Annotated in this window: 19 protein-coding genes, 1 tRNA gene and 1 pseudogene; 9 read left to right on the top strand and 12 right to left on the bottom strand. The window is 63.4% G+C overall.

Translation table 11 applies throughout. From position 1 onward, the window contains the following. From EN991_RS03630 to EN991_RS03620, 3 genes are all read right to left on the bottom strand, one after another. On the bottom strand, positions 1 to 916 hold a 916-nt coding region (locus tag EN991_RS03630; protein WP_164768847.1), incomplete at its 3' end, for an iron chelate uptake ABC transporter family permease subunit. Then, on the bottom strand, positions 913 to 1,773 hold the full coding sequence (locus EN991_RS03625) for an ABC transporter substrate-binding protein (protein WP_127368171.1): 861 nt from the start codon (positions 1,771 to 1,773) through the stop codon (positions 913 to 915). The genes EN991_RS03630 and EN991_RS03625, both read right to left, overlap by 4 nt. Positions 1,774 to 1,798: 25 nt before the next feature. Further along, positions 1,799 to 3,982: a TonB-dependent siderophore receptor gene (locus EN991_RS03620; RefSeq protein WP_245460888.1), complete on the bottom strand. Its 2,184-nt coding sequence runs from the start codon at positions 3,980 to 3,982 to the stop codon at positions 1,799 to 1,801. Positions 3,983 to 4,194: 212 nt separating this feature from the next. Between EN991_RS03620 and EN991_RS03615 the strand changes: the two genes are divergently transcribed. From EN991_RS03615 to EN991_RS03600, 4 genes are all read left to right on the top strand, one after another. Further along, complete coding sequence (locus tag EN991_RS03615; RefSeq protein WP_164768849.1) at positions 4,195 to 4,986, top strand: ATP-binding cassette domain-containing protein; 792 nt, start codon at positions 4,195 to 4,197, stop codon at positions 4,984 to 4,986. 65 nt (positions 4,987 to 5,051) lie between these two features. Then, positions 5,052 to 6,023 (top strand): tonB-system energizer ExbB, encoded by a 972-nt coding sequence (exbB, locus tag EN991_RS03610; RefSeq protein ID WP_063173314.1) that lies wholly within the window; start codon positions 5,052 to 5,054, stop codon positions 6,021 to 6,023. 4 nt (positions 6,024 to 6,027) lie between these two features. Further along, entirely contained in the window at positions 6,028 to 6,495 is a 468-nt protein-coding gene (exbD, locus tag EN991_RS03605) for a TonB system transport protein ExbD (RefSeq protein ID WP_127368168.1), read from the top strand. Next, a complete protein-coding gene (locus EN991_RS03600; RefSeq protein WP_127368167.1) occupies positions 6,492 to 7,436 on the top strand; it encodes an energy transducer TonB in 945 nt (314 codons plus the stop codon). The genes exbD and EN991_RS03600 overlap by 4 nt, the downstream gene beginning before the upstream one ends. A gap of 25 nt (positions 7,437 to 7,461) precedes the next feature. Here EN991_RS03600 and EN991_RS03595 read toward each other — a convergent pair whose 3' ends face one another. From EN991_RS03595 to EN991_RS03565, 6 genes are all read right to left on the bottom strand, one after another. After that, positions 7,462 to 7,782 (bottom strand): hypothetical protein, encoded by a 321-nt coding sequence (locus EN991_RS03595; RefSeq protein ID WP_127368166.1) that lies wholly within the window; start codon positions 7,780 to 7,782, stop codon positions 7,462 to 7,464. Between the two features lie 120 nt (positions 7,783 to 7,902). Continuing rightward, positions 7,903 to 8,160 carry a hypothetical protein gene (locus EN991_RS03590; RefSeq protein WP_127368165.1) on the bottom strand — a complete coding sequence of 86 codons (258 nt, stop codon included), beginning with the start codon at positions 8,158 to 8,160 and terminating at the stop codon, positions 7,903 to 7,905. A 4-nt stretch (positions 8,161 to 8,164) separates the two neighbouring features. Continuing rightward, entirely contained in the window at positions 8,165 to 8,341 is a 177-nt protein-coding gene (locus EN991_RS03585; RefSeq protein ID WP_224700463.1) for a hypothetical protein, read from the bottom strand. Positions 8,342 to 8,485: 144 nt separating this feature from the next. Next, positions 8,486 to 9,448 (bottom strand): SagB/ThcOx family dehydrogenase, encoded by a 963-nt coding sequence (locus EN991_RS03580; RefSeq protein ID WP_224674654.1) that lies wholly within the window; start codon positions 9,446 to 9,448, stop codon positions 8,486 to 8,488. 530 nt (positions 9,449 to 9,978) lie between these two features. Further along, entirely contained in the window at positions 9,979 to 10,728 is a 750-nt protein-coding gene (locus EN991_RS03570) for a helix-turn-helix transcriptional regulator (RefSeq protein WP_013528976.1), read from the bottom strand. Between the two features lie 331 nt (positions 10,729 to 11,059). Continuing rightward, a tRNA-Ala gene (locus tag EN991_RS03565) sits at positions 11,060 to 11,135 on the bottom strand. Between the two features lie 160 nt (positions 11,136 to 11,295). Between EN991_RS03565 and EN991_RS03560 the strand changes: the two genes are divergently transcribed. Both EN991_RS03560 and EN991_RS03555 read left to right on the top strand, forming a co-directional pair. Further along, a complete protein-coding gene (locus tag EN991_RS03560) occupies positions 11,296 to 11,586 on the top strand; it encodes a YggT family protein (protein ID WP_013528977.1) in 291 nt (96 codons plus the stop codon). Between the two features lie 13 nt (positions 11,587 to 11,599). Next, on the top strand, positions 11,600 to 11,917 hold the full coding sequence (locus EN991_RS03555) for a DUF167 family protein (RefSeq protein WP_127368163.1): 318 nt from the start codon (positions 11,600 to 11,602) through the stop codon (positions 11,915 to 11,917). Between the two features lie 16 nt (positions 11,918 to 11,933). On the opposite strand, the gene EN991_RS03550 is transcribed toward EN991_RS03555, so the two are convergent. Genes EN991_RS03550 through EN991_RS03540 form a run of 3 tightly spaced genes read right to left on the bottom strand, consistent with a single transcriptional unit; the run spans position 11,934 to position 14,684 of the window. After that, positions 11,934 to 12,815, bottom strand: coding sequence for a MurR/RpiR family transcriptional regulator (locus tag EN991_RS03550; protein ID WP_013528979.1), 882 nt, complete (start codon positions 12,813 to 12,815; stop codon positions 11,934 to 11,936). A gap of 10 nt (positions 12,816 to 12,825) precedes the next feature. Continuing rightward, positions 12,826 to 13,893 carry a sn-glycerol-3-phosphate ABC transporter ATP-binding protein UgpC gene (gene ugpC / locus EN991_RS03545; RefSeq protein ID WP_013528980.1) on the bottom strand — a complete coding sequence of 356 codons (1,068 nt, stop codon included), beginning with the start codon at positions 13,891 to 13,893 and terminating at the stop codon, positions 12,826 to 12,828. A gap of 2 nt (positions 13,894 to 13,895) precedes the next feature. Beyond that, a complete protein-coding gene (locus tag EN991_RS03540; RefSeq protein WP_013528981.1) occupies positions 13,896 to 14,684 on the bottom strand; it encodes an SDR family oxidoreductase in 789 nt (262 codons plus the stop codon). Between the two features lie 183 nt (positions 14,685 to 14,867). Between EN991_RS03540 and EN991_RS03535 the strand changes: the two genes are divergently transcribed. The 3 genes and pseudogenes from EN991_RS03535 to EN991_RS40700 form a co-directional block, all read left to right on the top strand. After that, positions 14,868 to 16,100, top strand: a complete 1,233-nt coding sequence (locus EN991_RS03535) for a sugar ABC transporter substrate-binding protein (RefSeq protein ID WP_127368162.1) — start codon at positions 14,868 to 14,870, stop codon at positions 16,098 to 16,100. Positions 16,101 to 16,590: 490 nt separating this feature from the next. After that, positions 16,591 to 17,460: a sugar ABC transporter permease gene (locus EN991_RS03530; RefSeq protein WP_024504714.1), complete on the top strand. Its 870-nt coding sequence runs from the start codon at positions 16,591 to 16,593 to the stop codon at positions 17,458 to 17,460. After that, positions 17,457 to 17,549, top strand: a pseudogene (locus EN991_RS40700) (carbohydrate ABC transporter permease); the annotation flags it as partial. The gene EN991_RS03530 and the pseudogene EN991_RS40700, both read left to right, overlap by 4 nt.

Here is a 17,549-nt window from a genome sequence, read left to right as displayed (position 1 = left end):
GCACCAGACGGTCGGTGAGCCAGAGCAGGGCGCCGCCGACCAGCGGCGACCAGACCAGGCGGCGGCCAAGCGTGCGCGCTCCGGCCAGCCGCGCCAGCGCCGGGGCAGCGAGCGCCACGAACCCGATGACGCCGACCTCGGCGACGACCAACGCGCCAAGCGAGACGGCGACAGCCATGCCGGCAAGGCGGATGACGGCCGGGCGGGTGCCGAGCGATGCCGCGCCGTCGTCGCTGAGATCGAGCAGGCGTAGCGGTCGCCAGAGCAGGAACGCGGCGCAGATGCCGGCCAGCAGCCACGGCGCCAGAGCAACGACGGCCGCATCGCCATTCTGCACCAGCGAGCCGCTCTGCCAGATGAACAGCTCCTCGGTGTATTCGCGGTTGAGCGCCATCAGCAGCGCGCCGGCCGAACCGAAAGTGAGGCTGACGACGAGGCCGGCGATGATGATCGACACTGGCGAAAAGCTGCGCCCGCGCGCCAGTGCGAAAACGGCTGATGTGGCGAGAGCGCCGCCAGCCAGCGCCACCCCTTCACGGCCGCCTTCCAGCAGCCATGGTGCGTAGAGGGTGGCGGCCGCCAAAGCGAGGCTTGCTCCGGCATTGGTGCCGATCGTGGTCGGCTCGGCCAGCGGGTTGCGCAGCACATGCTGCATGACCACACCGGCGAGACCGAGCGCCGCGCCGGCCAGCACGCTGACGGCGACACGTGGCAGGAAAGCATAGCGATACAGCAACTGCACTGGATCGGATGTGTCGGGGGCGGTGAGCGCCTGCCACCACAGGTGCGTCGGCAGAACATGGATGAGATCGAAGACGGTCAGCATCAGCGCCAGACCCGCGGGCACGGCAACCAGCAGGATGAGCGCGCCGATGCCGTCGCGCTGTCGCGGCAGGGACATTGCCTGAGCGATCATGCCGCTGCCATGAATTCGGCGAAACGCCCGGCGGCAGTGAGACCGCCGAACGGCCAGACCGGCGGAATGGTCCGCACCTGGCCGTTCCGGACGCAGGGCAGGTTGGCCCAGAGCGAGTTGCGGGCGATCCTGATCCTGACGTGCGGCGGGATCGGATCGAGCGAGATCAGTTGCGCCTCGCCGACGGCGACCAGTTCCTCGATGCCGACCGTCGAAAAACCCCATTCATTGGTGGCGCCGGTCCAGGCGTTGACGAGGCCGAGTCGGTCGAGGACGTCCTGCAGCAGGCTGCCGGCGCCGTAGACGCGGACATGGCGATCGTCGAACATGCTGACGACGCAGACCGGTTTTTGCACCGCCCGCTCCAGCCTGGCACGCGCTTGGGCGATAGAGGCTTCGATGCGCCCGACAAGGTTTTCTGCTTCCGTCCCACGGCCAAGCATGTTGCCAAGCTGCAGCGTCACCTGCTGCGCCTGCGCGTAAGGTGGAGCCTTGCCGCTGTAGAACGGCACATTGAAGGTCGGCGCCAATCTGGTGAAGCTGTTCTCGTCCAAGCCATAGCCATAGGCGCCGACGATCAGGTCGGGCCGCAATTCCCGAAGCAGTTCGAGATTGGGCTCGCTGCGCGACCCCAGGTCGATGGTGGCCTGCGGCAGCGCCGGGCCCTGGACCCAGTCGCCATAACCCCTGGTGTCGCCGACGGCGAGCGGCGACAGGCCGAGCGAGACCACCAGTTCGGCCGATGTCCATTCCAGGCAGACGACGCGGGCAGGTGCCGCGCGTGCCGTGCCGCCCGGCAAAGCGAGACCGGTCGCGGCGAGGCCGGCAAGGTACTGGCGCCGTGTCAGCGCCGCCATTTTGGGCCGGCCCGCCACATTGCTTCTACCATGTGTATTTCACCGAACCGTTGATCCTGCGGCCCTCGCCGTAGAAGCAGCCGAAGCCCGAGGAGAAGCAGGAGGCGACGTAGCGTTTGTCGAACAGATTGCTGGCATTGAGGCTGAGCGTGGCGTTCTGCCAGGCGTAATGCACCGCCGCGTCGGCGAGCACGACCGACGGAACCTTGAAGCTGTTGGCGTCGTCGCCATAGGTCGAGCCGACATAACGGACACCGGCGCCCAGGCCGAGACCTTCGAGCTTGCCGCTCATGAAGGTGTAATTGGCCCAAAGCGATGCGGAATGGGCCGGCACGCCGAAGGGCGTGTTGCCCTCGTTGCTGACCCAGACGCCGTTGACGTCTTCGACAGCGGTCGCCCTGGTGATCTTCGTGTCGAGATAGGTGTAGGCCGCTCTCAGGTCGAAGCCGGAATCGAGGCTGGCAACGGCCTCGAGTTCCACGCCGCGCGAACGGATCTCACCGGTCTGGAACAGATCGTTGGGCGAGCCCTCATTACCGGAACGCACGACATTCTGTCGGGTCAGGTCGAAAACCGATGCCGTAATGAAGGAATTCCAGCCGGTCGGCTGGTACTTCAGCCCGATCTCGTACTGCCTGCCGGTCTCGGGCACGAACAGATTGCCGTCGCTGTCGGCGCCGGCCACCGGCTGGAACGATTCGGAGTAGCTGACATAGGGCGCAAGCCCGTTGTCGGCGAGATAGACGAGCCCCGCCCGGCTGGTGAAGGCGTTGTCCTTCTGCTCGGGAATGTAGCCGCCGGCCAGATTGTCGTAGACCTTGGCGTCCGACCAATCCTGGCGGCCGCCAAGGGTCAGCCGCCAGTTGCCGAACTTGACCTGGTCCTGGGCATAGAGACCGACCTGCTGCTGGGTGGTGTCGGTATCGGTGTAGGGCGTCAGATCGGTGATCGGGTACCCGTAAACCGGATCGAAGATGTTGAAACCGTCCTCGACGGTCCCTTCCGAGGCATAGTCGCGGTAAGTGTAGCGTTTGTAGTCGAGGCCGACGAGCAGCGTGTGGGCAAGCGGCCCGGTGCCGAAATCGGCTTGTGCCTGGTTGTCGATGGTGACGCCGCTGAGTTTGGTGCCGCCGGCATCTGCGTAACGGTAGTAGTCGCCGCTTGAAGGTTCCAGGCCGTTCGAGTCCGTCAGTCCGCCACCAAAGACGCCCTCCTCGGTGTGAGTGAGGTGGACGTAGCGGGCATGCTGTCGCACCTGCCAGGTTTCGTTGAAACGGTGATCGAATTCGTAGCCGATCGAGGCCTGGTCGGTGTCGTAGGAATCGAAGCCGGGTTCGCCGACGAACATGCTGTTCGGCAGGTACTTGCCGTCCTTGCCCGGTATGACCGTGCCGTAGGCAGGCAGGTACTGCATCGCCCATCCCGAGCGGTCGCGCTGATAGTTGGCGAGGATGGTCAGGCTGGTGTCGGCATCGGGCTGCCAGGTGATCGCCGGCGCGATGAAGATGCGATCGTCCTTGACGAAATCGGTCTGCGTGTCGCCCATGTGAGCGGCACCGGTGAGGCGAAACAGCAGCGACTTGTCGGCGTTCACGGCACCGCTGAAATCGAACTTGCCTTCATAGCGATTGAAGCTGCCGCCACCGAGTTCGATCTCGCGCAGGTTTTCCTCGGTCGGCCGCTTGCTGACATAGTTGATGATGCCGCCGGGGCTAGCCTGGCCGTAGAGCACCGACGCTGGTCCGCGCAGCACCTCGTAGCGTTCCGCGCCATAGGAATCGAGTGCGGTGAACAGGGTGAAATTGCTCTCCTTAAGCTGCAGCCCGTCCCTGTAGAAGACGCCGTTGGCGTTCGAAATGCCGCGCAACTGCAGGCCGAGGCCGCGATTGTCGGTGCCGTAGAGATCGCCGGTGGCGCCGGGCGTGTAGCGCAGAACGCCGCCGAGGTTGTCGATCGCCTGTGCTTCCATCTGGTCCTTGGTGATCACCGATATCGACTGGGGCGTCTCGATCAGCGGCGTGTCGGTCTTGGTGCCGGTGGAGCCCTTGGTGGCCACGTAGCCCTTGACCGGCCCGAAGGCGCTTTCGACACGTTCCTGGACGTTGATCGGGTCCAGGGTGGTGGTGACCGTCTCCTGGGCCAGTGCATGGCCGCAGCCAAGCAGGGCCGGCACCGACACCGCTGCGATCAGCAGGCGCTTTCGCGCCATCCGGTCCTGCCAAATCAGTCCACGTCCCGAGATCATCCTGCGCCCCCTTTTCCAAATTTCATGTCGATATTGCCGGTCGCGACGATTTGTTGATCGTTGCAGTCATCTTCAATGTTGACTAGTAAGGTCATGTTTCATAGTCAACCGGGCATGAGCCGTCGAAAGCCGGAATCTGGAAATGCGGGCGGCCGCACTGGAGAAAAGCCATGAGCATGGCTGGAATTGATGCCCAGACTGCCTTCCATATCGACGCGGTGCGCTTTGCCGGCGGCGAGCGGACGCTGCTCGGTCCGGTCTCGCTCGAACTGGAGCGCTCGCGCGTCTATGGGCTGATCGGCCACAATGGTTCGGGCAAGTCGACGCTGATCAAGCTCATGGCGCGCCAGCAGCCGGCGAGTTCAGGCGCCATCACTTTCGCCAAGCGTCCGCTGCCGCAATGGGGCGCCCGCGAATTTGCCCGCGCGCTTGCCTATCTGCCGCAGACGACGCCGGCGGCGACCGGCCTGACCGTGCGCGAACTGGCGACGTTGGGACGCTATCCCTGGCACGGCGCGCTTGGCCGTTTCCGCGCGCAGGACAGGCAGCATGTCGAGGAGGCGCTGGCCCTGACCGACATGGAAGGTTTTGCCGACCGGCTGGTGGACGAATTGTCGGGCGGCGAGCGCCAGCGCGCCTGGCTCGCCATGCTGGTGGCGCAGAACGCCGGCGTCATGCTGCTCGACGAGCCGATCTCGGCACTCGACATCGCCCATCAGGTCGAGGTGCTCGGGCTGGTCAAGGAACTCAGCCGCAAACGCGACCTATGTGTCGTCGTCGTGCTGCACGATCCCAACATGGCGGCGCGCTACTGCGACGAACTGATCGCGCTCAAGGACGGCAAGCTGCTGACGCGCGGCACACCCGGCGAGATCATGCGCAGCGATGTTCTGAAAGGCATTTTCGGCGTGGAGATGGGCGTGTTCGCGCACCCCGTCACCGGCCAGCCCGTCGGCTATGTGCAGTGACGAGATCTGGTGCGGCGGCGGGAAATAGAAGGCGGCTGGCCGCTGTGAGAACAAGGAAGAAGCTGTTGTCGAGAAGTGGTTTGTTGGCGGCGTTGGTCGCATCCGTCATCCTGTCGGCCGGCAGCGCGATGGCCCAGGAGCAACCCGCCGGTGCCGCGCCGGCGATTGATGCCCCCACCCCGGCTGCTCCCACGGCCCCAGCGCCGATTGCGCCGGCGCCCGCCGCACCGGCAGTCGCTCCGCCGGCCACGATGGCGCCTTCGCAGCCGGGCACCCAGCCGAACACGGCCGCGCCAGCCGAGGCCGGACCTTCGACGGCGATGGAATTGACCTTGCCGCATGACCTGTCGCCATGGGGCATGTTCATGGCGGCCGATATCGTCGTCAAGGCGGTGATGATCGGGCTGGCCTTTGCCTCCCTCGTCACCTGGACGATATGGCTGGCCAAGTCGCTGGAGCTTTTCGGCGGCAAGCTGCGCATCCGTCGCGCCGTGCGGGCGATCGGCAAGGCCGCCACGCTGAAGCAGGCCAGCAGTACCCTCGACCGCAGCGGCGGCCCGGGCGCGCTGCTGGTGCGGGCGGCCGAGGAGGAGACCGCACTCTCAGCCGGCGCCCTCGATCATGTCTCAGGCGATGGCCTCAAGGAACGGGTTACGTCGCGCCTGTCGCGCATCGAGGCGGCGGCGGCGCGGCGCATGTCACGCGGCACCGGCGTGCTGGCGACGATCGGCTCGACCGCGCCCTTCGTCGGCCTGTTCGGCACGGTCTGGGGCATCATGAACGCCTTCATCGGCATCTCGCAGGCGCAGACCACCAATCTCGCCGTGGTCGCGCCGGGCATCGCCGAAGCGCTGCTGGCCACCGCGATGGGCCTGGTCGCGGCCATACCGGCCGTCGTCATCTATAACGTCTTCGCCCGCTCGATAGCCGGCTATCGGCAGATCCTCGCCGATGCCTCGGCAGGGGTCGAACGACTGGTCAGCCGCGACCTCGACTTCCGCACCGTCGCGCCGGCCGCGCCACTGGCAGCGGAGTAGCGCCATGGGAAGCAGAATCCGACAGACCATGGATGACGATCTCGAGGAAAGCCACGAGATCAACGTCACCCCGTTCATCGATGTCATCCTGGTGCTGTTGATTATCTTCATGGTCGCGGCACCGCTGGCCACGGTGGATGTCAATGTCGACCTGCCGGGTTCGACCGCAACGCCCGCGCCGAGGCCCGAGACACCGCTGTTCCTGACGCTGAAGGACGATCTGACGCTGGCGATCGGCAATGACGGCGTGCCACGCCCGGCTTTCGCCGCGACGCTGGACGCCAAGACCAAGGGCGACAAGCAGACGCGCATCTTCCTGCGCGCCGACAAGGCGGTCGCCTATGGCGACCTGATGGAGACGATGAACCTGTTGCGCGGCGCCGGCTATCTGAAGATCGCGCTGGTCGGCCTGGAGACGGCTCCCGCGTCCAATGCCCCCGCGCCCACAGCCACCGGTGCGGCGGCGCCATGACGCAAGCGGTCGCCGTGCCCTCGGTCCAGATGTCGCGCTTCGGCTGGCGCGACCTTGGCTTGTGGGCCGGTGCTGCCGCGCTGGTCCTCGGAGCCCATGTCGCGGTCGCCTATGCAGTGCAGAATCTCACCATGGTCACCGAAGCGGACGGCGGTCCGCCACCGGCCCAGGTGATCGAGATGGCGCCGATGGTGGTGATGCCGGCCGTACAAGAACAGGTCGCCGCGCTGGACGCGGTGACGCCAGATCAGACCGAACCGACACCGACGACCGAGCCGACACCTGAAGAACCGGTCGAAAAGGCGGAGCCGGTTGTCGAGCCGCCGGAAGCGGTCGCGCCCGACGAGGCCGAACCCAACCGGACCGAAACGACTGAAGAGGCCGATCAGCCGCCGCCGGATGAGGTCATCCCGGATGTTGTCGAGGCTGTCACGCCAGACGTCGTCATTCCCTTGCCGCAGCCGAAACCGGTCGAAATTGTCAAAGACAAGAAACCGGTCGAGGCCAAGGCGAAAAAACCTGTCGAGAAGCCCAAGCCGCGGCTTAAGAAGGAGAAGGCGGCTCCGCCGAAGACGGCAACCGTCGCCAGCGCCGACGCACGGCCCGCGGCCAGGACCGCCGCGCCGAAAGCAGCGGAATCGACGTCGCGCTCCGGCGACTCCAGCAAATGGGACTCCCGTCTGGGTGCCTGGATCAAGCGGCACACGCGCTATCCCAGTTCTGCCAAGGCCCGAGGCGTGGAAGGCAGGCCGTATGTCGCCTTCACGGTCGACTCGTCCGGCCGGGTCCTGTCTGCCAGGCTCTCTCGTTCCTCCGGGGATGCGGATCTGGACCGTGCGGCGCTCGCCGTGCTGCAAGGCGCCACGGTGCCGGCACCGCCGCCGGAACTCGGTTCGCGTCTGAGCCGTACAGCGCCGTTCGTGTTCAGCCTGCGCAACTAGGACCGAATTTGGTCTAAGCGGCCTGTCAGTAGGCCAGCGACAGGCTCAGGGCCTCGACCTGTTCGAGATAGAAACGGCATTTCGTGCGCAACAGCCCGAGGCTCGGGTCATCGGCTCCGTTGATTTCGATGGTCTGCATCATGAAGTCGAAATGGGCGTGGAAGGCGTCCACTGTACCCCAGAGACTGTCGGCCTGGCAGCTGTCGGCAATCGCCATCGAGACGAGTTGGCGGGCCTCGATCTGCGCGGCGACAGGCGATGGCGGCCGCCTGACGATCAAGACGTCGAGCCGGCTGAAAATGCTTTCCCTGGCATCGACGCTTCTGATGTTGGCTATCATGTTCATGTGCAGGTCCCCTTGGCATTCCAGACGCGCAATAGGTTCCGGTCTGAAATTGAAAAACTGGTGAGCAGAGCATTTTCAGCGGCGCCAATGAGCGCGTGGCGTTTTGGCGGGCGACATGCATCAAGCTAGCGCGACCGGATGCCGGTCCTGCGGGCAGGATGCAATCAGGGCCGGGATGGCGGTTGCATCGGAGGGATGGCCCCTGATGATGTTGGCGACCTCGGCATCTGCCTGCTCGAACCAGTAGACCATGTCGGCGCGGTGCAGGTCCGTCGCGGCTTTCTTCAGCAGCGGCAGCAGGCTTTGCAATGCGCACAGCGTCTCCCAGCGGTTTGGCCGCGAGGTCGAGCCGGCCACCGCGCATGCTGACGATTGCATCTCGTTAGGCTCTCCGTGGCTGGGCGGCGCGATTGTCTTTTGCCTGCGCCTTGGGGTGCAGCGGGTTGCCGCTGAGCTGCGCGTGCCTGGCTGGCCGTGCGCCGCGAAGAACGTCGAAGGCCTCTGCATAGGCCATGCCCAGCAGATAGGAGATCATCGGAAAACGGCTTGCTTCGGCCATTTGCACGAGCTCATTGGTCATCGACGAAATATATTGAAGACTATCGATTTCCGACTGGCGTAAGGATTGATTTGGCACGTGCTGCTCCTGTCTCTGGTTATACCCTGGGAACGCGTTACTGGCCGAATACACATTGTTGGTCGACTAATTGATGGATTGGCCCGCGGTGGAGGGATCTCTTTCCGGGGTCGAGAGGGTCAAGGCATAGATCGGTGCGTCGGTGAGGCTGTCGAGACCAAGCAGCCGCTTGATCGCGGAATGACTGAGCGCGGCTGTCGGGCAGGCCGACAGGCCATGATTGGTCGCCGCCAGCATGATGTTCTGGCCGATATGGCCGGCCTCGATCAGCACGACACGATAGGCGTTGGCGTCCTCATATTTCCACATCGTGCGGTCGAGCCTGGCGCAAAGCAGGATCAGGCACGGCATGGCGTCAGCCCACTCCTGTCCGCCGACCAGTTCGGAGATCTTCGGCAGATGGTTCGCGGAAATCCTGCCAAGGTCGTGGTCGGCGGCGGAATAGTGATAGACACCGGGTTCGAGGCCATCGACGCCGAGCGCGACCACATAGGCCTCATAGGGATTTCGCGCGCCGCCGGAAGGGGTCATGCCAAGCGGCAGGGTGCCGACGCAATTGGCGGTCTCACCGATGATGCCGAGCCCTGCGAACAGGCAATCGGAAAGCTGTTTGGCCGTGATGGTGGGCTGAGCCGCCGTGCGGTTGGTGCGGCGCCGCGCCATCAAGCCAAGAAGTTCGTTGTCTTCCAGTGCATTCGGCAGCTGGATGGCGCCGGCGGAATTCTTGAGCAGGAGGTCCGGCTGCGGCGTATGGCCGGCGCGTTCCATCTGCCGCTCTTCCGCTTGCTCGATGGTCATGTATTCGCTGTCCTGGACGCAGAAATGCATCAGCGCCGTCGGAAGCCCCCAACTCCATTGTCCTGAAAACTGTTCCTCCTGCTCGGCGAGAGGCGATCCGGCGGTGACCAGGGCGGAAAAATCGAGCAACCGGGGAACGACAGCTTTCAGCTCGGACTTCGACCAGCCATGGGCGCGGGCAATGTCCGCCGTCGATGCCCATTTGTCCCACGATGCGAGAAGGCCGACCATATCAGGGCTGCATTCAAATACGCTTCTGGTCAGGAAGTTGCATGCCGTGACCTTGTTCGGGCCAGGGTAGAAAACAAGCGTTTTCGAAGAGCGCATTTTCATGAAGCTGGATGCCATCTGCGGAGCCGAAGCGCCGACAAGCGAACCGCTCGTCGGCGCAGAACGGCTTCAGCGCTTGTTGTAGTGCATGCCCTGCGAAAAGAAGACGGTCTGCGTGCCGGCGGCAATCGTCAGCTTCGGAGTATTGGTCACTTTCTTGGCCATTTTTATCCCTTTCCTGACCCCAATCTGGGATCCGTTGAAGGACCCCCGGAACGGGATCCGCGCGAAGAAAGGTAAGGTCGGAAGAGTTAATGGTTTGTTAAAATTATAGTAAAACCACGAGTCGAAGGCGGATGCGTGGATTATCTTTCTTGGTACCAAAGTGTAAAATATCGATTTTATTCAGATACAGAGTAGACAATCGTTGGCGTACGCTTTATCGGCGTACGCTTATTCTTAATTGGCGTAAGACACGGCGATCCGAGGGATTAGCCCAACCCGTCCCGGGTGAGGCTGACAACCAGTTGGTCGACGCCCGGATCGTCGAGACTGATGACATGCGCCATGCTGATGGCATCCCTTGCGTGGATGTTGGCAATGTCGCGCCGCATGATGACGGACACGAATGCCGGGCCGGCCTCCGTCAGAAGCATGGCCTTGCCCATCAGCACCGGTTCGGAGATGGGAGCCCATTGCACGGAGATCAGCGACGGCTCTCCGGTCTGGCGGCGATTGATGCCGCTGAAATAAATCCAGTTCAGCCGCGAGATCGCCACGCCATAGTGATTGCCGCGCGCTCGTGCCCAGGTCGATCCCCGGCGCTCCGACCACCCGGTGACCCGTCGAAAGGTGACCAATTCGGCTTCGCGCCGCACGAAGGTCACCGAGCGCACCAGGAGGTCGAGGCGGCCCGGGATCGAGAAATAGGTGAAATAGGTGCCGCCCGCGATCGAAGGGCTGGGAGGGCGGATCATCTGGTTGAACAGGCTCTCGGACACCGGCGGCAGGCCGCGCATCACTGGCTCGGGTGTGCCGGGATCCTGGTACAGTTCCGCCTCGTCGATGCGAAAGTAGTCGCATATCAGCTTGGCTGTGGCCTTGTTGGGAACGGTCTGCCCTTGCAGGTAGCGTTCGAACTGGGTGCGATTGATGTGCAGCTCACGGCATACCGCGCTTACGGAGGCATGGTCCTTGCACAGCCGTCTAAGGTTTGCAGCGAGATTCTCGCGAATTGACACGTCTTTGCTTCCGCAGGCGGATTTTTCATTTCGACTCGAAATCCATATAGCGTCTCCGGTCGCCCCCGCCGAAACGCCTTGGCCACAACGCACAGAAAAAACTGATTTGGTAACGTCAATTTAGTGGGGCGGTTTGCAAAAAAAACGGAAACAATCGACGAGCGCTTCCGCCATAAGTCCAATTGACAAAAGTCTTGCCGGAGATTGCGAAAACAGGCGGCGCGGCGCGCGGCCTTTTAGGCGCGCCGGCACGGCAAATGCCAGCCGTGGAGGCCAGCCCGGACGAGCGTCGCGGACTGCATATGGCGCGGAGAGCGAGGAATTAATCCGCTGGTGGAGCTGAGGAGGATCGAACTCCTGACCTCGTCATTGCGAACGACGCGCTCTCCCAGCTGAGCTACAGCCCCGTCCAGCGGATGGGCGCATTTATCGGGCGCCGCGGTTTCCTGTCAAGGCGGAGGTTTGCCGAAATCCAGTGGCCTGGCAGCCGTACCGGCGCACCGTGGCAGGCGGCCCTTGCCGGTTTCGCGTGCAATGGCTACATGTCGGCAACAATTGGAGACCGGCATGCTCGCCCTCATTCAGACAATCGTCATGGCGCTCGACCTCTACTGGTGGATCATCATCGCATCGGCGATCTTTTCCTGGCTTTACGCCTTCAACGTCGTCAACTCGCGCAATCAGTTCGTCGGTTCCATCGGCAACATGCTCTATCGGCTGACCGAACCGGCGTTGCGGCCGATCCGCCGTTTCATGCCGGACCTTGGCGGCATCGACATCTCGCCGATCATCCTGCTTTTGATCCTGTTCTTCCTGCGGCAGTTCATATTGACCAGTGTGGCGCCTCTGGTCCTGTGAGGCCGATGATCGTATGAGCGCGCCGTTTCGCCTGCGCGATGATGGCGTCGAGCTGTTTGTCCGGCTGACGCCGAAGGCTGCGCTGGACAGGCTCGAAGGCATCGAGACCACGGCGGACGAGCGAAGCCATCTGAAAGCGCGCGTCAGCGCCGTGCCGGAAAACGGCGCCGCCAATCATGCGCTCGAAAAGCTGATTGCCAAGGCGATTGGCGTGCCGGGGTCCGCCGTCTCGGTTGTCGCCGGCGGCACGGCGCGGCTGAAGACCGTGCGCATTGAAGGCGATCCGGAGACGTTGGCGAAAAGCATCGAGGCGCTCGGCCATCAGGCCTGATGTCCTTGCCGGAGGGTCAATCCCCCAGCGGCAAACGCGGATCGTCAACTTTCAACGTGTTGACGCTCTGCTTGATGCGGCGCAGATTTTCCAGAACCCTTGGTCCGCGCGTCTCGGCGACCGAGGTGACGATCATGTCGACGATCGACAGCAGCGCATAGCGCGACGATGTCGGCTTGTAGATATTGCCGTCTTCCAGCGACTGGAAATGGATGACCGTGTCGGCGACCTTGGCGAGCGCGGAGTCCGGCGGGGTGATGGCGATCGTGGTGGCGCCATATTGCTGGGCGACCTGCACCGCATCGATGACCGATCGTGCATAGCCGGAGACGGAGAAGGCGATCAGCGTGGTGTCGGGGGTGGCGACGGCAGCGTACATGCGTTGCAACTGTCCGTCGATTTGCGCCAGCACGGACACGCCAAGCCTGAACAGCCGGTTCTGCATTTCGGTCGCCATCATCGACGAAATGCCACCGGAGCCGATGCACAGCACATTGCCGGAAACCGCGATGCGTGCGGCGACGGCGACCAGCGTCGTCATGTCGAGGTTTTCGCTGGCGCGCTGGATGGCCGATATCGCCGCTTCGGTGATGGCGGAAGCGATGCGCTGTTCGCGGGCATCGCGGCTCAACGGCTCCGGCGACAGATACTGGCCGCCGATGGCGATGGCTTGCGCCAGATAGAATTTGAAGTCGCGCAGGCCCTCGCAGCCGAGGTTGCGGCAGAACCGCGTCACCGTCGGCTCGCTGACACCGACGCGCGCGGCAATTTCCGAAATCGCCGCCTTGGAAACGAAGTCGAGGTCTGCCAGCACGAAGCCGGCCAGCTTGCGATCCGACTTCGTTCCGTCCTGCGACATCAGCTGCAGGCGCGTGATGATGTCGGCCGGCGTCTTCATGCTGATATTTTCATAGAGGCAGGCCCGTCGCCTTGTCGAACAGATGGATGTTGCCGGGATCGACCGAGACCGGCAGCAGGTCTCCCGGCCTGACCGGCACCCTGTCACGGAACACGGCGCGTACCGTATCAGCACCGATAGCGCCATAGACATGTGTTTCGGAGCCGGTGGGCTCAACGACATCCACCCTGATCGCCATCGCGTCGACAGCCTCGCCGATGACAAAATGCTCGGGGCGGATGCCGGCCTCCACCGCGCTGTCCGCCGGCACCTGTTTGCCGGCAAGCGCCAGCCGCCCGCCGCCGGCCGATTCGAACCAGGTTTTCTCAAGCGTCGTCTTGAGCGAACCCGAGACGAAACTCATCGACGGCGAGCCGAGGAAGGAGGCGACGAACTTGTTGGCCGGCCTGTCATAGAGCTCCAGCGGCGCCCCGACCTGCTGGATCCTGCCGCGATCCATCACGACGATGCGGTCGGCCATGGTCATAGCCTCGATCTGGTCGTGGGTGACGTAGACGATCGTCGACTTCAGCCGCTGGTGCAGCGCCTTGATCTCGACTCGCATCTGCACGCGCAATTGTGCGTCGAGATTGGACAGCGGTTCGTCAAACAGGAACACAGACGGTTCGCGCACGATGGCGCGGCCCATGGCGACGCGCTGGCGCTGGCCGCCCGACAGCTGGCGGGGATAGCGGTCGAGATAGGAGAAGAGATTGAGGACCCCCGATGCCTTCTTGACCTTCTCATCGATTACCGTGCGCGTCTCGCCGCGTATCTTCGGGCCGAAACCGATATTGTCCGATGCCTTCAGATGCGGAAACAGCGCATAGGACTGGAACACCATGGCGATGTTGCGCTGCTGCGGCGGCAGCGCGTTGGCGCGCACGCCGCCGATCAACAGATCGCCGGAAGTGATCGTCTCCAGGCCGGCGAGCATGCGCAGCAAGGTCGACTTGCCGCAGCCGGACGGGCCGACCAGGACGACGAACTCGCCGCTCTTGATATCGAGGCTGATGTTCTCGAGGATCTTGTGCTGCCCGAAGGATTTCGACAGGTCGCGGAACTCGACGTCGGTCATGCTCACGCTCCCAATATGTCGTCGATGAAGGGCAGGCAACCGGCGGTCAGTCCCGCGTCCACGGGCATCACCACGCCTGTTACTCCCGATGCGCGATCGGACGCAAGGAAAGCGACGGCTTCCGCCACTTCCGCAGCGTTGACGATGCGGCCGAGCGGATAGAGCCGCTGCAATTTGCCGAGGATTTCGGGATCCTTGGCAAGGCGGTGGTCCCAGGCGGCGGTGCGGATCGATCCGGGGCAGACGACATTGGCGCGCAGGCCGCTGCGGCCGAGCTCGACGGCGATCGCCTTGGCATAGGCGTTGATGCCGGCCTTGGCCGCGGCATAGGCGGGATTGCCGAAATGCGCGATGGCGTTGACCGAGGAGATGAAGACGACGCTGCCGGAGCCACGGCTGGCCATCGCCTTGACCAGCGGATCGGCGAAATTCATCACGCCGGTCAGGTTGAGGTCGAGTTCCTGCTCAATCCTGTCGGGGTTGAGCGCGGGGAGCGTCTCGGCGCGCGTCCAGCCGGCATTGTTGATGAGAATGTCGGGCACACCGTCCCGGTCGAGGATGGCGGCGATCGCCGTGGCTATCGACGCCTTGTCGAGAAGATCGAAGACGTGGCGGGCGGCAAAATGCGGGCTCTTCAACGCCTCGCTCGACTGGTCGCAGCCTACGACCCTGGCGCCCCTTTGCGCCATCAGCGCCACGATGGCCGTACCGAGGCCGCCGCCCGCACCCGTCACAACGACAGTCTTGCCCTCGAATTCGGCCCTGCCTTCGAGTTCCGTTTGCGAAACCACCGTGCGTCATCCTCCGGGACCTCCGACAGGTCGTATCAGGCCTAGTCCACAAAATGTAATTAAGCAACATAATAATCTGCTTGCAAGCCCTCAAATCCTCGATAATGTAGGAAAGTCACATAAATCTTCTGCTTGGGTAACGAAGAGGCGCGCAGGCGCAAAAATCAAAATGGGAGAGTTCAAATGAGTCTTGCAAAATGGACTATCGGCCTGATGGCCGGAATGAGCATGCTGGCAATTGCGGCGCAGGCGGATGCGGGCGAGGTGCGGGTCACCGTGGCCGAGTACAGCGCCAAGACTGGCCCTTATTTCGACAGCGTCAAGAAGGAATTCGAGGCGGCGAACCCCGGCATCACGGTCAAGTTCGAAGTGGTGCCGTGGGATGTGCTGCTGCAGAAGCTGACCACCGACATCACCGCCGGCACCAATGCCGATCTGTCGATCATCGGCACGCGCTGGCTGATCGACTTCGTCCAGCAGGATGTCGCCGAACCGCTCGACGGCTACATCAAGCCCGACTTCAAGGACCGCTTCATCGACACCTTCCTGTCGCCCTCGATCATGGATGGCAAGACCTACGGCCTGCCGATCGCGGCCTCGGCGCGCGCCATGTATTACAACAAGGAGCTGTTCGAGAAGGCCGGCATCGCCAAGCCACCGGCAAACTGGACCGAGTTGCAGGAAGATGCGCGCAAGATCAAGGCTCTGGGGTCGGGCACGTTCGGCTTCGGCCTGCAGGGCAAGGAGATCGAGACCGACGTCTATTACTATTATGCGATGTGGTCCTACGGCACGGAAATCCTCAACAAGGACGGCACTTCGGGCCTGAGCACGCCCGGCGCGCTTGAAGCCGCCAAGCTCTACAAGTCGATGATCGACGAAGGCCTGACCGAACCCGGCGTCACCTCCAACAACCGCGAGGACGTGCAGAACCTGTTCAAGCAGGGCAAGGTCGGCATGATGATCACCGCACCCTTCCTGTCCAACCAGATCAAGGACGAGGCGCCGAACCTGAAATACGGCGTTGCGGCCATTCCCGCCGGACCGACCGGCGCGCGCGGCACCTATGGCGTCACCGATTCCATCATCATGTTCAAGAACTCCAAGAACAAGGACGAGGCCTGGAAGCTGCTCGATTTCCTGTTCACCACGGAGCAGCGTGCCAAGTTCACACAGGGCGAAGGCTTCCTGCCGGTGAACAAGGAAGAGGCCAAGATGGACTACTACGTCAACAATGCCGATCTGGCCGCGTTCACCGCTCTGCTGCCCGACGCCCGCTTCGCGCCGGTCATCCCGGGCTGGGAAGAGGTCGCCCAGATCACGTCGGACGCCATGCAGAAGATCTATCTCGGCGGCGACCCCGAGGCAGGCCTGAAGGACGCGGCGGCCAAGGCCAATGCGGTGCTGAAGAAGTAGGGGCAGTGCTGAAGGAATAGGGCGTATCTCCCTGCGCCCGTGGCGCGCCCCAGATTCAGGCGGGGCGCGCCACATCTTGCAGCCTCGAGCAGAAAGATAGTTCGTCGATGTCAACGCCGCCCAGCCAGGCTCCTTTCCTCTCCCACCGGAGGGGGGAGAGGTGGCTCGGCGAAGCCGAGACGGAGTGGGGGAACCACCTGGCAGCCACCGCGAACGGATATAGGAAGAGCACCAGGCGCAAGCCTCGCCTTGCGCCCAAGGGGTCGACCCCCACTCCGTCGAGCTTCGCTCGACACCTCTCCCCCGATCGACGGGGGAGAGGAAAGGGGCCCTTCCGCAACTGCTGCGGAGAACGGACGAGCAGGTGAGGGCAGCGCCGACGGTTGCAAGGAATCCTGAAGCGGTGCCCTGAGAAGAACGAGGCCGGACCAAGTCAATCTGTTAAGCCAGCGAAATCCAATCTCCCCGCAACGCGGTACAAAGCCAGCCGATGCAAAATCGTTTCTTGCCCTATCTCCTGACCTTGCCCAGCCTGTTTCTGGCGGCGGTGGTCATCTTCTGGCCGGTCTGGGACCTGATCCAGATCTCGACGCATGACGTCAGCCGCTTCGGCCAGCTTCGTGACTTCAACGACTTCGCCAATTTCGCGGCACTCGCTGCCGATCCCGATTTCACGGCCGCGCTTTGGCGCACCGGCCAATGGACGGTGATGGTGGTCGGCGGCGCGCTTCTCTTGTCGATCCCGGTGGCGATGATCCTCAACACCGATTTCTATGGCCGCGGCATTGCCCGCGTCATCATCATGCTGCCCTGGGCGGTGTCGCTGACCATGACTGCGGTGGTCTGGCGCTGGGCGCTGAGCGGCGAAAGCGGCATGCTCAATTCGGCGCTGATCGGCCTCGGCCTCATCGATCACAACATCCAGTGGCTGGCGAGTGCCGAAACCGCCTTTCCGATGCAAGTGCTGATCGGCATCCTGGTGACGGTGCCGTTCACGACGACGATCTTCCTCGGCGGGCTGTCGTCGATCCCGGACGATCTCTACGAGGCGGCGGCGCTTGAAGGGGCGACGCCGCTGCAGCAGTTCCGCGAAATTACCTTTCCGCTCCTGAAACCGTTCATCAACATCGCCATCGTGCTCAACACCATCTACGTCTTCAATTCCTTCCCGATCATCTGGGTGATGACGCAGGGCGGGCCGGCCAACTCGACCGATATCCTGGTCACCCATCTCTACAAGCTGGCCTTCCGCATCGGCAAGCTGGGCGAAGCATCGGCGGTGTCGCTGGTGATGTTCGCCATCTTGCTGGTCTTCACCATGATCTATGTGCGGCTGGCGATGCGGGAGCAACGCGCATGACGAGCAAGCTCAAGCGTTCGATCATCGCCTGGCTGCTGCTGGCGCCGCTGATCGCGGTGACGCTCTTTCCCGTCGCGGTGATGTTCCTG

The organism is Mesorhizobium sp. M7A.F.Ca.US.005.03.2.1, from assembly GCF_003997795.1.
GTDB classification, from domain to species: domain Bacteria; phylum Pseudomonadota; class Alphaproteobacteria; order Rhizobiales; family Rhizobiaceae; genus Mesorhizobium; species Mesorhizobium ciceri.
Note: the sequence above shows the minus strand (reverse complement) of the source record. Positions and strands in the feature narration are given on the sequence as shown.